13 protein-coding genes are annotated in these 12,909 nt (G+C 44.7%); 9 read left to right on the forward strand and 4 right to left on the reverse strand.

The features are described from left to right. The first annotated feature begins 408 nt into the window (after positions 1-408). Complete coding sequence (locus tag AVZ68_RS03895; protein ID WP_059103233.1) at positions 409-1,395, forward strand: DnaD domain-containing protein; 987 nt, start codon at positions 409-411, stop codon at positions 1,393-1,395. A 318-nt stretch (positions 1,396-1,713) separates the two neighbouring features. On the opposite strand, the gene AVZ68_RS03900 is transcribed toward AVZ68_RS03895, so the two are convergent. Both AVZ68_RS03900 and AVZ68_RS03905 read right to left on the reverse strand, forming a co-directional pair. Further along, positions 1,714-2,691, reverse strand: a complete 978-nt coding sequence (locus tag AVZ68_RS03900; protein WP_367576324.1) for a DUF3231 family protein — start codon at positions 2,689-2,691, stop codon at positions 1,714-1,716. A gap of 229 nt (positions 2,692-2,920) precedes the next feature. Further along, a complete protein-coding gene (locus tag AVZ68_RS03905; protein ID WP_059103234.1) occupies positions 2,921-4,282 on the reverse strand; it encodes a hypothetical protein in 1,362 nt (453 codons plus the stop codon). Positions 4,283-4,533: 251 nt separating this feature from the next. Between AVZ68_RS03905 and AVZ68_RS03910 the strand changes: the two genes are divergently transcribed. From AVZ68_RS03910 to AVZ68_RS03935, 8 genes are all read left to right on the forward strand, one after another. Next, the gene (locus AVZ68_RS03910) at positions 4,534-5,376 is read left to right on the forward strand and encodes a YihY/virulence factor BrkB family protein (RefSeq protein ID WP_059103235.1); all 843 of its coding nucleotides are present in this window, start codon (positions 4,534-4,536) and stop codon (positions 5,374-5,376) included. A 226-nt stretch (positions 5,377-5,602) separates the two neighbouring features. After that, positions 5,603-6,103 carry a hypothetical protein gene (locus AVZ68_RS03915; protein ID WP_059103236.1) on the forward strand — a complete coding sequence of 167 codons (501 nt, stop codon included), beginning with the start codon at positions 5,603-5,605 and terminating at the stop codon, positions 6,101-6,103. Between the two features lie 126 nt (positions 6,104-6,229). Then, complete coding sequence (locus AVZ68_RS19645; protein WP_082676292.1) at positions 6,230-6,406, forward strand: CsbD family protein; 177 nt, start codon at positions 6,230-6,232, stop codon at positions 6,404-6,406. A 38-nt stretch (positions 6,407-6,444) separates the two neighbouring features. Then, the gene (amaP, locus tag AVZ68_RS03920; RefSeq protein WP_059103237.1) at positions 6,445-6,996 is read left to right on the forward strand and encodes an alkaline shock response membrane anchor protein AmaP; all 552 of its coding nucleotides are present in this window, start codon (positions 6,445-6,447) and stop codon (positions 6,994-6,996) included. Positions 6,997-7,007: 11 nt separating this feature from the next. Beyond that, positions 7,008-7,220: a DUF2273 domain-containing protein gene (locus tag AVZ68_RS03925; protein WP_059103238.1), complete on the forward strand. Its 213-nt coding sequence runs from the start codon at positions 7,008-7,010 to the stop codon at positions 7,218-7,220. 41 nt (positions 7,221-7,261) lie between these two features. Then, a complete protein-coding gene (locus AVZ68_RS03930) occupies positions 7,262-7,729 on the forward strand; it encodes an Asp23/Gls24 family envelope stress response protein (RefSeq protein ID WP_059103239.1) in 468 nt (155 codons plus the stop codon). 602 nt (positions 7,730-8,331) lie between these two features. Then, positions 8,332-8,439 (forward strand): YjcZ family sporulation protein, encoded by a 108-nt coding sequence (locus tag AVZ68_RS19650; RefSeq protein ID WP_082676293.1) that lies wholly within the window; start codon positions 8,332-8,334, stop codon positions 8,437-8,439. Between the two features lie 443 nt (positions 8,440-8,882). Next, the gene (locus AVZ68_RS03935; RefSeq protein WP_059103240.1) at positions 8,883-9,614 is read left to right on the forward strand and encodes a metal-binding protein ZinT; all 732 of its coding nucleotides are present in this window, start codon (positions 8,883-8,885) and stop codon (positions 9,612-9,614) included. A gap of 232 nt (positions 9,615-9,846) precedes the next feature. Here the strand turns inward: AVZ68_RS03935 and AVZ68_RS03940 are convergent, their stop codons facing one another. Together AVZ68_RS03940 and AVZ68_RS03945 are read right to left on the reverse strand one after the other, a co-directional pair. Further along, positions 9,847-10,398: a DUF3231 family protein gene (locus tag AVZ68_RS03940; RefSeq protein ID WP_059103241.1), complete on the reverse strand. Its 552-nt coding sequence runs from the start codon at positions 10,396-10,398 to the stop codon at positions 9,847-9,849. A gap of 361 nt (positions 10,399-10,759) precedes the next feature. Then, positions 10,760-12,874 (reverse strand): ATP-dependent helicase, encoded by a 2,115-nt coding sequence (locus AVZ68_RS03945; RefSeq protein WP_367576325.1) that lies wholly within the window; start codon positions 12,872-12,874, stop codon positions 10,760-10,762. Between the last annotated feature and the right edge of the window lie 35 nt (positions 12,875-12,909).

Consider the following 12,909-nt stretch of genomic DNA (forward strand, 5'->3'; position numbering starts at 1 on the left):
TCCTGAAAAATTGTCGTTGCTGTAATAAAATATGACAATTGGCAATAAAGGAAAATTAATAGTGTACTTCTCTATTCGAGCGGTGTACACTCAAGTAGCTGGTGGGATACCTACGGGGTTTTGTCTCGCTCCGGCGGGTCAAGGGCGATGCGGAGATGGAAGCACTGGTGACTATCACCGGAGTGTTTCGTTCGCTCTGTGCCTGTCCGGGACGGAAGTGCCCTCTTGGGAGAACTATGGACTAAAGAACTAAAACCTAAAGATGGTTCGACACGGATCAAACCCTGGAACTGGAAGAGATGAAAGACTTTTATGTGAACAGTTGGAGGTTCCAGCGGAGAACTTTTAACGCCGTTAAATTCAGAGTCTTAATATATGTATTCACGAATCATGAAGGAGGAAGAAACGATGCAGCCCATGAACTACTTAAAACAACTCAATGCATTTTACGATCGGCAAGAAACGCAACCGCTTACACTAGCGGCTGTCAGTCTCTGGCATGCCCTCATGATGACGGGCAACCGAGCGCAATGGCCGGAATGGTTTTCGGCATCCGTGGCCGTTTTGATTCTTAAAGCAGCTCTATCGGAAAAAATGTTTTACCGGGCAAGGCAGGAGTTGGAAACGAAAGGATATGTGTTGGTTCAAGAAGGGAAACATGGACAAGCTTCCATGTACAAAGTCATCATTTTGTACGCGTTCAATGCACAAAATCAAGACGCCATCCAGATCGAGGCAGGAGATGGGAGGGGAGCCCGTGGAGGAGCCCGGGAAGGAGAGCGGGGAGTAGGCAAGGAGGGACAGCGGACAGGAGGCAAGGGAGGACAGAAGGAAGGGGAAGGAGACTGGGAAGGAGCGAAGGAGGGAGCCAGGGGAGGCGCTGAGGGGGGAGCGGAGGGAGTATTAGTAAACGAAACAAAAGAAAATGAAACGAAAGGAGATGAAACAACCACAACAAACACGGTTTACACCTTTTACGAGGAGAACGGATTTGGCTTTCTGCAGGGCTATTTGCGTGATGAGATCCAAGCCTGGTATGACGAGGATGTGTTTGACGAACCCGACGAAGTGATCATCCTCGCGATGAAGGTTGCGCTAGAAGCCAACAAACAGCGCTGGGGCTACGTGAAGGGCATTTTGAAAAACTGGCATACCAACAGCTGGCGGACGGTGGCGGAAATTGAGGCGGAGACGTTTCACGAGCAGAAAACGATGGCGGACAAGCCAAGGGGGCGAGCGCATGAAGAGGACGGACGATCTTTTCGGTCGACTATCCTGACTACGATTTTGAATTCTGAGGTGCTGGAAGAAAAAAGCACTGGGTGCAGTCGGTTCAAATTCTTCTTGTCGACATTAAACTCACAACGAGAACCTCGTTGCCCTGGGAAAGTTTAGGCCGGATGAAGTCGCCCATGTGGTGATGGAATCGGACCAGATGAGTCTGTTTGAGAAGCGGAGTGCAGAGGCGATTTATGGAGAGGGCAAACAGGTCAGCGTGGAGAGGAAGGTGTGGTGATTACCGGTGAGGCCGAGGCGGCTCAGGATGAACCGGCGAGCGGGAGTTTCAGTTTTAGGTAAAGGAGAGAGGCCACTAAAAATTCAGTGCTCTCCTAAAATAAAAGGCCATTTGGGGGCTACAGTTATGCCAGATTGTCCCTTGAAAGCCGACGTACCGATTATTTTTTCTTTGCTAATTCATCCCTATCAAAAGCTCTAGGTGGTTCCTCCATCCATCCATCCATTTTTAATTAAAATATTTGCACCGTCCTCAGCATATCTTAGTATCTCAAGTGATAACTTGCTATACTGTACACCTAAATCTCTTCTAGGGCTCATTGCCATGCTTGTTCCGTAATAACCTACACTCAGTCCAATCAAAGCAGTCGTCATGAACATGATTAACTTATCTGAAAAAATATAAGTAGTTGAGCTTGTAACTTCTGTTTCCCAAGTTTGAGGAATAGGGAGATCATCCTCTTTCATGATGGAGCCAAACACCCCAAAATGGCTTTTAGCTATTTCCTTTCCCTTAACCATAAATGTCCGAACCTCTTTGGACTTTGCAACTTGACTATAGCCAATCATGGTTGCGGAGCCTATCGCATTTCTTTGGAAGTTAGAAAAGAGGTTGACAATTTCAGTACCTAGCAGTGGTCTCCTTTCACCAAAATAACCTGTAAGGAAACTTTGGCTCTTTACAAAGTCAATGCTGTCTGGGGTTTCAAGGTATGGAGGTCTGAGATACAACCCTTTAGATAGTAAGACATCTTTTGTTTCCCTGATAATTTCTGTCATCTCTCTAAGACAATCATTAAAATAGCTGTAAATATCATTTCTAGCTGACAACCCTACACTTATGCTATATGCCTGTAAAGAAATTCTCCCCATTACGTAAAGGTAATCCAAAACATAAGCATCAGAAAACAATCGAGGAGCAGTTATATCTACATCCTCATCCATTTTAAAGCCATAAGGGATAGGGTAATTCTCTTTGTTGAAAATACCTGTTAATGTTTCTATATGTCCATTGGTCACATCTACTGTATGTTGGATGATGGGTTTTACTTCCTCGTCCTCAACCTTGGCTAAGAAATAATTTAACTGACATATCAATGCAGTATCATTCATGTAAGCAGTCCATAGCTGCGTAATTTCTGCCGATGTTAATCGAACATTCTTTTCAGGTTCCATTTGGGCCCCTCCAATTACTAAGTTATGCTATTTTAAGTATCCCCATTTTTAGCTTGGATATGTGAAGCCCTCTTTTGTTGTTCACCTAAGAGGTCCTTCACGATGGTCCTTACGGTTAACTTAATTCCTAGAGTCATCTTGATACAAAAATACACCCCCCGTTCCACTTTTCATGGAACAGGGGGTGCTTAGTTGGACATCTTATTATTGAAAGGTTTCCCTTTGTTCTTTAGGCATTTTGACGTTTACGAGCAAAGACATAAATTCCTGCGCTTGCTAAGGCGAAAGCAAAGAGTACGCTAAGGATCTGGGTATTTATTCCTGTAGCACTCGCCCCACCGAGGCCTGTTTGTGGCATTTCATCAGGCATGGAAGACTCAAAGTTCTCTGGGAACTGATCAACAATCGCTCCAGATAGCCCTTCGCTGACTCCATACATATGGCCATACGCTTCGCGAACCTGCTCATAAGCGGTTTCGTAGTTCCCGTCTGCATAGCTATCGAAAGCTGTTACGAGTTGATCCACATGCATTTGCAGTCCTTCTGATAATTCCGTAGCATCAAGGCGACCGTCTGTAGCTGTCTCAAGAAACTCTGAGAAATCGGCACGATAGTTGTCAAGTTGAGTAAGCGCTTCTTCCCGCCCTGCTTCATCTTCTTCTCCTGTGGCTACTACATAGTCAACAAAGAAACTGATATGGTCATTCCACATTTCATCAAAGGCTTCTCCGCCTTCTTCGCCGTATACAGAGGTAACGGCTGCCGTTAGATCAGCTGTGTTTTCGTCAAGAGCTGAGGCAATGTTCTCGAAATCTTCTTCCCCGTCAATGCCTTTTTGCATGGTGAAGGCCGCAAGAGCCGCATGCTCGGAGAAGAGATAATTCAGGTCAGATCTCAAGTCAGCGGCAGGTGTATTAGGATCCGTGTTCTCGAAATCCTCCGGGAATTGATCGGTAATGGCTGTGGACAAGCCTTGGCTCACACCGAACATATGATGGACTGCTGTACGGGCATTATCATACGTAGTGCCGTAATCGCCCTCCACATAACTATCGAAGGCCGTAATTAATTGTTGGACATGCTCCTGCAGTCCTTCAGCAAGCATGGAAGCATCAAGACGTTCCCCGGATGCGGTCTCAAGAAATGTTGAAAATTCAGCACGGTAGTTGTCTAAATTGGCGAGTGCTTCCTCACGTCCGGCTTCATCTCCTTCTCCCGTTGCTTCTACGTAGTCGACGAAGTAACCGATGTGTTCACTCCACATCCGCTCAAATTCAGCGCCTCCTTCTTCTCCATAGACGGACGTAATCGCCTCTGTTAAGTCCGCGGTGTTGGCATCAAGAGAAGCGGCAATCGCTTCAAAATCTTCAGCCCCATCCGCGCCTTTTTGCATCGTATAGGTGGCTAGTAAGGCATGCTCTGAAAATAGCTGGTCAAGGGAGGCACGCAAATCAGTTGCTGGCGTTGAGACACCAGAAGATTGTTCGCTCATGCCGTGGTCTCCCTCGCCATGATCGTGTGCGAGTGCTCCTGCTGTTGGGGCTAAAACTAAGGCGCATGTTAAAGGGACAGCTAATAATGACTTTTTCATTTGAAAATCGCTCCTTTGTAAGTTGTGGTGTATTGTTTCTAACTAGGTAACGGACGCAAGCCCAATTTGGATCATTAAATAACAAAAAAAATAAAAAAACGATGGATTATGACGCTCCATTAAGCGCGACGACGTGGTTTTCGACAAACTTGTCCCATAAATGATACATAGTAGGAATACTTTCTTGTAAAATGAATAAAGGTTGTACATAGAGGCTTTAAAATCAAGTTGACGAAATTGAGGCGAGATTGATGACACGACAACATACACTGGGCATACGCTGGTTTTTAAAAAGGTTAATAAACCGTTCTCTACAAGATAAAGTGTTCGATATGGCTGCACAGCTAGCCTATTATTTGTTGCTTGCGCTATTTCCCTTTTTAATTTTAACGTTCAGCTTGTTAAGCTTTTTGCCGATCTCGACAGGATTTGTATTGAACCTTGTCAGACCTTATGCTCCCGAAGGCTCGATGCAACTGATCGAAAGCAATTTGTATCATGTGCTTGAGGTGACAAGGGGCGACTTGTTGTCCATCAGTATGGTGGTTGCGATATGGTTATCTGTGATGGGGACCAGTGCATTAATTCGAACGTTAAATAGTGCGTACCGAGTCGAGGAAAGTAGATCAGTGATACAAACAATATCTGTCGCGATCTTATTAACGATTGGAATGATCACCGGGGTGATTATCTCGCTGTTGTTGCCGGTGTTTGGAAGAGAGATCGGGGAATTCGTCTTTTCACATCTCGGTCTATCAACGTCTTTCCTGCAAGACTGGAACGTTCTGCGTTGGTCCATCAGTTTTATCATTCTATTTGTGGTGTTTGCCTGCCTGTATTATATTGCCCCCAATGAAAAACTACGGTTGAAGGACGTTATTCCGGGCACCTTATTTGCAACCATTGGTTGGCAGCTCGCTTCTTTGGGGTTTTCCTATTATGTTGGGATTAGTAACTATTCGCTGATCTATGGCAACCTAGGAACCATTGTTATTTTGATGATTTGGTTCTACCTCTCGTCCTTACTGATTTTAATCGGCGGCGAAATCAATGCCATCATACGGAACGCAACAGTGATAAAAACGGTGAAATGAAGGGGAAAATTTAATAACCGTTTCCTTAGGTCCACATTTATTTGTATTTAGGAATACGTGGATATCCCTGGAAGACGATGTAAACAGCGTCTTTAGCTGCAAAACCTCTCGCGGAATCGAGAGGTTTTTTTGCGCGTCAACAGAAACATACAATTATATCCACTCGCCTCTGCATATAAATATGGAGCAACCGCCTAACTATTATAAATGGAGAGGGGAACAGCTGATGAAAGAGAAAATTTCCAGGTTGGATAAAAAATTTAACAATGTGATTAAAGAGCAGCGAGAAAAACAATACATCTATAAAACTAAAGAATATATCAAGAAACAAGGAGTGCCTATTCCGATTACCCCGGATGTATTGCTCTGGTGTTTAACAAAAAAGAAAGATCTTCCGCTCATAAAACCCCATCTTACTTTTTCAGAAGGCTTTATTACATTTGGTGGAAAAGTTAAAAAGCTGGGCGTTGCTATTCCATTTGAAATAAGGTTAAAGCCAGTTAAGGGGGAAAATCGTACCATTACGTTTCAGGTCGACTACTTAAAACCATTAAACAATCGTTTTATTAAGCGCAAACTATTTAATCAGCAGCCCGTTGTTGACTATGATCAAGATTTTATAACCATTGAGCTTAATGAGATCAGTAAAATTCGCTACGTCCCGCTTGGAAATATTAAGAGCTTTCAAATCGTCGACGGCAAGCTCTGGGTAAAGGTTGGGGTTTAGTCGACCTTGCAAAAATGTAGTTCATATAAAGAAGGATACCTCGCCCCGTTTTTTCAAGGCGTCAAAAAAAATGTTTACCGACATAAGAAAGCGGCAATATTAATGACACGAGGAGGTGACAACCAAATGACTAACGGAGCTTCTGATAAATTCAAAGGTGCTGTGAACAAGGCAAAAGGCGAAATCAAAGATCAAGTAGGAAACGCAACGAATAATAAGAAAATGCAGGCCGGTGGTAAGAAAGATAAATTCAAAGGATCCATGCAAGATGCATCGGGTGACGACAAAAATAGAGAAAAATAAGGAGTCGTCCTGTAGCTTTTTGACCTGGAGGTGAGAATATGAATGCTGGAATCAAACTGCTCGTTGGTTTATATGGATTTCTCTCACTTCTTCTAGTGGCGAGTGTCATTTTAGTTGTAACAGGCGTATACAATGCTTTTTCAGCGCTATTAAACTTACAGCAGGGGAACGAAGTTTTTTGGATACTTATTGGTTTACTCACTTTTCTTGGTCTTATGTCATTTGCCTTCTTGGTAGCGAGTTTCACACGTAGCTCTAATTCTGAGAAAGAGCTTCAAGTACGCACGGATATGGGTACCATTGGGATTTCCAAGCAATCGATTGAATCGACAACATTAAAAAGCATTCGTAGGTTTGAGGGAATGCGCCAGATTGATGTTGAGGCACGGATCTTCGCTAAGAACGAACAGGTGAGATTATCCATCACGTACACACCGTTTGGACCAAGTCCCGTTCAGCAAACGGCAAAACAAATGCAAGAGAGTGTGAAACGTGATGTGGAATCTTGGCTAGAAGTCTCTGTTCGTGAAGTCCGAATCTATGTCATAGACGCAAACGCCAAGTCAAGCAAAAAAGAACGCGTCGTTTAAGGAGGAGCGCTATGGATAACAAAGAAACATTCATGCGCTATCGTGGGCGCATCGTTGGACTCGTTTCAGCCATCATTTTCAGCCTGCTTTTCTTGACCGTGGGGTTGGGCTATGCCATTGCAATAACGATTTTTGTCCTCATTGGTTTTTTGGTTGGAAAGTGGTTTGATCGTGATTTGGATATAGGTTCATACATCGAGGCGCTGTTTGATCGGCGTCGATAGAAACAGTCATCATTAAATTCAAAAAAAGGGAGAGATTTTTCATGGCAACTAATGTACGTTCTACTGAAAAAACAAGTGGTCAGATAGAAAGAGAACAAGGTGAACAACAGGAGCAGAATCAAAATCGGGAGCGCTTGACCTTTGACGATGAAGTCATTAAGAAGATCACAGCTCTCGCAACAAATGAAATTAACGGCATTCTTGGGATGAGTGGAAGCATGTTCGAAGGGATTCAAGAGACATTTGGCAGGGATGAGAAAATCACGAAGGGCATTCACGCCGATGTAGGAGAAAAGCAAGTAGCCATAGACATTGAAGTATTCGTGGAGTACGGGCAAAATATTCCAGACATTTATAAGAATGTCAAAGAAAGTGTGAGCCGGAACCTTAAAACGATGACAGGCTTGGAGTTAGTGGAATTTAACATGAATGTTGATAATGTGTTCACTCGTGAAGAGTATGAAGAGAATAAGTCTGGTTCGAGTTCTAGCAGCGGTCGAGTGGAGTAAAGGAAAATACAACGGTGGAAAGAGCTCATGAGAATTCACTCGTGAGCTTTTTGTGTTGAGAACGGCCGTCTCCCCGCTTATTTTTTTCTCGCAAACCGGTTCTTTCCTACACGAATAGTATCAGAATGAACCAACGGATGTTTTGGGTTGTTTTATAGAGGCAGGTCCTACACTTAGATTTCCAGCAACCTTTTTACCACCCTGTTAAATCTCTCAGCATTAAATGGTGACACCATTCGATAAGAGTCCCCATCATTTGTGGATGAAAGACAGAGCCTCCAACGATTTTTTCGATATTTGTATACGCTCACAACCCCTATTGCTATCCCAGTTCCCGAAACAGATTCTCATCCACGGCATAACCGAACGCATCAGCTTCGTCATCTCCTGAACCTCTGTCCCAATTTCTAAGCAATACCATTGGAAACACGAGAACAAAAGAAGCATGATTGGCGGGCTCTTTAGACGGCCCCGGCCCTATCTAACAACTGGGTACAGGTAACCAAGGTCTAGTCTTTCGCGAGTTATCCCCCAAGAGTCCAAACACTTTCTCCCTTTTGACATACTTTGTTAGGAACAGAGAAAGGGAGGAGGAATGCCGAATGTATGGTGGAACAGGTGCAGGTGGAGGCAGAGGCTTTGCTCTCATCGTTGTTTTGTTTATCCTGCTTATTATCGTAGGAGCTGCTTATGTTGGTGGAGGATACTAGAGTATGCTGACCAGAAGATAAAAGAAGGGCTTGTAGACGTTGAACTGTCTGCAAGCTCTTTTTTGGGCTTAGAAAAAGCGAAAAACAGCTATATAACTAAAGTTTCGAATGAAGCTACTCCTATCGGTATGAGCGCTCCTCTTGCCGAATGAGGCTCAATCCCTGCTGAGAATAGCTGCAGGTAATTCCGTTATACCAGCAGGTGATTGTACATTGTATATCCGAAACATTTTGAGAAAAGCGAAGATTTGGTACCGGTAACTCGTACACGTTTTAAGTGGAGCGTTGTCATGCCCATGCTGATTACTCAAACATTTCTGTTAGACGGACACGGCCCACACTAAAAAGGAAGCAAAGTATTTTGGTTTATTGTGTTGACAGTGAGAAAGAATTTCTATATCGTATAAAACGTAATTATTACGATTTATAAAGGAGTGTTGTAAATGAAAGGTTCTGTTCAAAGAGGAGTAAGCATTTTAGCAATTAGTTCACTACTAGCAGCGTGTCAAGCCGCAGGTATAGAAGAGGATTCTCTTGAATCTGGAGGAGATGAGCAAACATCAACTAGTAGTACAGAGGAAAGCGAGGGTACTCATGATGATCATAGTCACGATCATGATGAGGAGAGCCAAAGAATTTATGAGGGACATTTTGAAGATAGTGAAGTGAAGGATCGCACACTTTCTGATTGGAGTGGAGATTGGCAATCCGTTTATCCTTATTTACAAGAGGGAACATTAGATGAAGTTTTTGTTCATAAAGCAGGTGAAGAAGGTAGCGACATGACGGCTGAAGAATATAAGGACTACTATGAAGTAGGGTATGAAACAGACGTTGACCGTATTGTCATTGAAGAGAATCATGTCACTTTCTTCCAAGATGAAGAAGAGTATACGGGGGAGTACGTTTATGACGGTTATGAAATTTTAACGTATGATGCTGGAAATAAAGGAGCCAGGTATAGTTTTAAATTAGCTGAAGGCGAAGTTATGGAAAAGCTACCTCAATACATTCAATTTAGTGACCATCATATCTTCCCGACTGAATCGCACCATTTTCACCTTTACTGGGGGGACGATCGTGAAGAATTGTTAGATGAAGTCACTAACTGGCCTACTTATTACCCATTTGAAATGGATGACCATGAGATTGTACATGAGATGACTGCACATTAATTCCGAACGTGAGTATGAAAACCATGCAATTCATGACTCTAAATTCGGTTGTGGGTTTGAGGATTTAATCGCGGCGAAGGGAGGAAGCAAGAGCTGACAACAGCTGTTATCTGAATGAAAAATATCCCTTGTTAACCATGCATGAGGAAATCCTGGATTTAACCCTAGACATTTAAGATTGCTTAAAGCCCTTGTTGGCTTAAGCAATCTTTTTTGACTGAAAACCGCATTGTTAATTGCTTTTCGGTAATCCTGGCGGAGAATAATACGGTGGAACTTTAATCCACCCGCGCTTCCGCATAGCGGTTTTTAACTTCATGCCGTACATCGCCTTTTCCGATTGCAATTCTGTCCACATTAAGCCAATGTCACTTCTGATGGATTGGCTCAAATTCGTGGCACACATCGTAATATTGGTGGCCACTTTGACTGATATCACATTGGCAATTTCATAATCCGTCGTTTTTACGCCAAGAGGCACGCTATTCGGATCAGAAGGTGGCTTGTGCTCCGAAGAACGAGATAACGGGATGCCTTCTTTCAACATGAAAGTCTCCACGCGCTTCAATTGCGATTCGCCTAATTTCTTTGCCTCCTCCGTTAGTTGTATTAATTCGTCATCCATGGTTGTGTTTAAAGCAGTTTCCAAAATTGGAAGTTCTTCTGCCAATGTTGAGAAATACAGCCAGCACCCGTAGGCCTCGCCAATATGGGGAGGGTTCTTTGGTTCGTTGTCCATCGTTGTTTTCACATAGTCTCTTAAAACTTCAAAAACATTTGCCATGACGTTCACACCTTTGTTTAGGACTTTATACTTAAAATGGCGTGTGAGCAGAAAAATATACTCATTGGAGGGAGAAAGAGGGGCCTGTCTGTTCCAAAGATGGATGAACAGACGGGTTTTTTGTCTAGCTCCGGCGGGTAGGAGCTTCGAGATTTTTCGCCCCGATAACGAAATCCAAAGGTGGGATATCTTTTATCGGGTCTCAAAAATTCTCGCTCCTGAACAACCCGCCTGCGCTTTTCTTGTCTAGCTCTGACGGGTAGGAGTGCGGGATTTTTCGCCCCGATAACGAAATCCAAAGGCGGGATATCTTTTATCGGGTCTCCAAAATTCTCGCTCCTGAACAACCCGCCTGCTTTCCCTAAGTAGAGGCCATTTGCGTACGCTCTTTTCGTTTCATTTCCCGGACAAAGCGCGAGGGCTGCGTCTTTTTCCCTCGATAAAAGAAAGGAACGGAAATCGCGAGCTCTTCTCTCGCGCGTGTCATTGCGACATACATGAGCCGGCGCTCCTCTTCAAGGGGCCCGTCATCGCCCTCGCGCCAGGCATCCAGTGCATAATCGTGGGGGAGGGAACCTTCAACGCCACCGATGATATAGACGTGCTTGTACTCGAGGCCTTTCGCCCGGTGGATCGTCATAAGCTGCACACCATTTTCGTTGACAGGCTCCTCGCGTTTTTCCTGATGTTTGGCGATCATATGGTCGACGTGGGCGATGAAGGCTTCGACAGAATCAAACTGCCGGGCGATCACTTTCAGGTGCCGCAAATCATCGCTTCCTTTTTCCATCTTGTTGCCTTCCTGTCCCTGCTTTTTGACGTAATCCTTCAAACCAAGCTTTTGTTCAATCGTTGTAAGTGCTGCTTCCGGGTGAGCATGACGAAGCTTACGGCACTCGGCAGGAAGGCCTTGCAGTTTCTTCTTTTGAAAGGCGGGCAGCCCTTCAAGCTTTGGCAGTGCTTCTAGCAACGTTGAACCAGCCTGGAGCTGAATCATCTGAACGTCTCGAACGCGGTCTCGTTTAATAAAAAGCGCGGATAACAGGTCGCTCATGACCTCGCTTTTCTCCTCATTAAAAGCAATGCGCAAAAACGAGAGCGCTGCTCGAATCATTTTTCGTTCATAAAAACTGGCAAAGTCACTGTCGACCGTGAAAGGAATGGAGGAATCTGTCAGTCGCTCCACGACCGCACGCGCGGCTACATTTGTTCGGTAGAGAATTGCGAAATCCGCAGGCGTCTCTCCCCTTTCCAACCTTTCTTTCAAGTCAGAGACAATCATCGTCGCCTCCTCTTCTTCATCGTAGGGGTAAAAGAGAGTTGGCGAGAGCTTGGATGAATGCTGCGCCCGTAATTCTTTGCTGAGTCGTTTTTTGTTTGTGCGTACGACACGGTTGGCGCTTGCGACGACCTCATGACTTGAACGGTAATTTTCGTTTAAGACGACCGTTTTTGCCTTAGGATAGGAGGCGCGAAAGGAACGAATATAGCTTGGGTCACTGCCACGAAAGCCGTAAATCGACTGATCATCGTCCCCGACGACGCACATGTTTTGCTGGGGATGGGCGAGTAGCTGAACAAGCTGAAATTGAATCTTGTTAATATCCTGAAACTCATCAATCGCCATATAAGCAAAGCGTTCCTGGTACCGTTTGAGGAGCTCTTCGTTTGACTTGAGCATGTCATAGCAGCCTGTAAGCATGTCATCAAAATCAAACGATCCATTCGCAAGACGCATCTCCTCATAGCGTTTGTAGAGATAAGAGCTTCGTTCTTCAAAAATGTCCTTCGGCTTGACCTTTTTGGGGGAAAGAAGGTGATTTTTCCACCAGCTAATTTGAGTGAGCGCCTGATCAAAGGCAAATTCCTTCTCCTCTAAATCAATTTCCCGACCCGCTTCTTTGACAAGCTGAAGCCGTTGCCAATCGGCTTTCAAAAGGCGTGTGGAGTGCCAACGGTCAGGTTCGTGATGCATCAACATTTTGTAAAACAGGGAGTGAAAGGTGCTGATCACCAGCCGAGAGACATCTTGGGAATCGAGCCCCGGGTAATGGCGCATGCGCTCTTTCAACTCTCTGGCAGCTTTCGCTGTGAAGGTAACAAGCACCATTTTAGAAGCGGGAATGGCTTTTTCTGCAAGCATAAAAGCGGCCCGACTTGTAAGCACCCGCGTTTTCCCACTGCCTGCTCCGGCAAGAACGAGGAGCGGGCCCTCTGTTGTCTGCACTGCTTCCCATTGAGCATCATCTAGAAATGTGTTCGCATCGGCAAGCCTTTGCCGGTATGAGTCGCTTGAAGGTTGAACCTGTGTTTGCGCCCGATTTTTGAAGGCAGGGAGGTCCTCGATCCTCTCAGGTTTGTGCCAGCTCACCTCTTGGTGTTCACCGCCCTCGATTCCACGCCGCGTCGGTAGTTTAAAGCCGTGAACCGTTGTTGCTGCTACTTCCTTTTTACTCGTTATGATCTGCTCCTCCATGGCCGCTACCTCCTTGTCACAGGATAGAGTCGTGG

The sequence above is a fragment of the Shouchella shacheensis genome (genome assembly GCF_001484965.1).
Lineage (GTDB): Bacteria > Bacillota > Bacilli > Bacillales > Bacillaceae_D > Shouchella > Shouchella shacheensis.

Excerpts from the sequence above, each read along its gene's own strand:
- AVZ68_RS03895 (WP_059103233.1), top strand. The coding sequence starts at position 409 with ATGCAGCCCATGAACTACTTAAAACAACTCAATGCATTTTACGATCGG.
- AVZ68_RS03900 (WP_367576324.1), bottom strand. The coding sequence starts at position 2,691 with ATGGAACCTGAAAAGAATGTTCGATTAACATCGGCAGAAATTACGCAG.
- AVZ68_RS03905 (WP_059103234.1), bottom strand. The coding sequence starts at position 4,282 with ATGAAAAAGTCATTATTAGCTGTCCCTTTAACATGCGCCTTAGTTTTA.
- AVZ68_RS03910 (WP_059103235.1), top strand. The coding sequence starts at position 4,534 with ATGACACGACAACATACACTGGGCATACGCTGGTTTTTAAAAAGGTTA.
- AVZ68_RS03915 (WP_059103236.1), top strand. The coding sequence starts at position 5,603 with ATGAAAGAGAAAATTTCCAGGTTGGATAAAAAATTTAACAATGTGATT.
- AVZ68_RS19645 (WP_082676292.1), top strand. The coding sequence starts at position 6,230 with ATGACTAACGGAGCTTCTGATAAATTCAAAGGTGCTGTGAACAAGGCA.
- amaP (WP_059103237.1), top strand. The coding sequence starts at position 6,445 with ATGAATGCTGGAATCAAACTGCTCGTTGGTTTATATGGATTTCTCTCA.
- AVZ68_RS03925 (WP_059103238.1), top strand. The coding sequence starts at position 7,008 with ATGGATAACAAAGAAACATTCATGCGCTATCGTGGGCGCATCGTTGGA.
- AVZ68_RS03930 (WP_059103239.1), top strand. The coding sequence starts at position 7,262 with ATGGCAACTAATGTACGTTCTACTGAAAAAACAAGTGGTCAGATAGAA.
- AVZ68_RS19650 (WP_082676293.1), top strand. The coding sequence starts at position 8,332 with ATGTATGGTGGAACAGGTGCAGGTGGAGGCAGAGGCTTTGCTCTCATC.
- AVZ68_RS03935 (WP_059103240.1), top strand. The coding sequence starts at position 8,883 with ATGAAAGGTTCTGTTCAAAGAGGAGTAAGCATTTTAGCAATTAGTTCA.
- AVZ68_RS03940 (WP_059103241.1), bottom strand. The coding sequence starts at position 10,398 with ATGGCAAATGTTTTTGAAGTTTTAAGAGACTATGTGAAAACAACGATG.
- AVZ68_RS03945 (WP_367576325.1), bottom strand. The coding sequence starts at position 12,874 with ATGGAGGAGCAGATCATAACGAGTAAAAAGGAAGTAGCAGCAACAACG.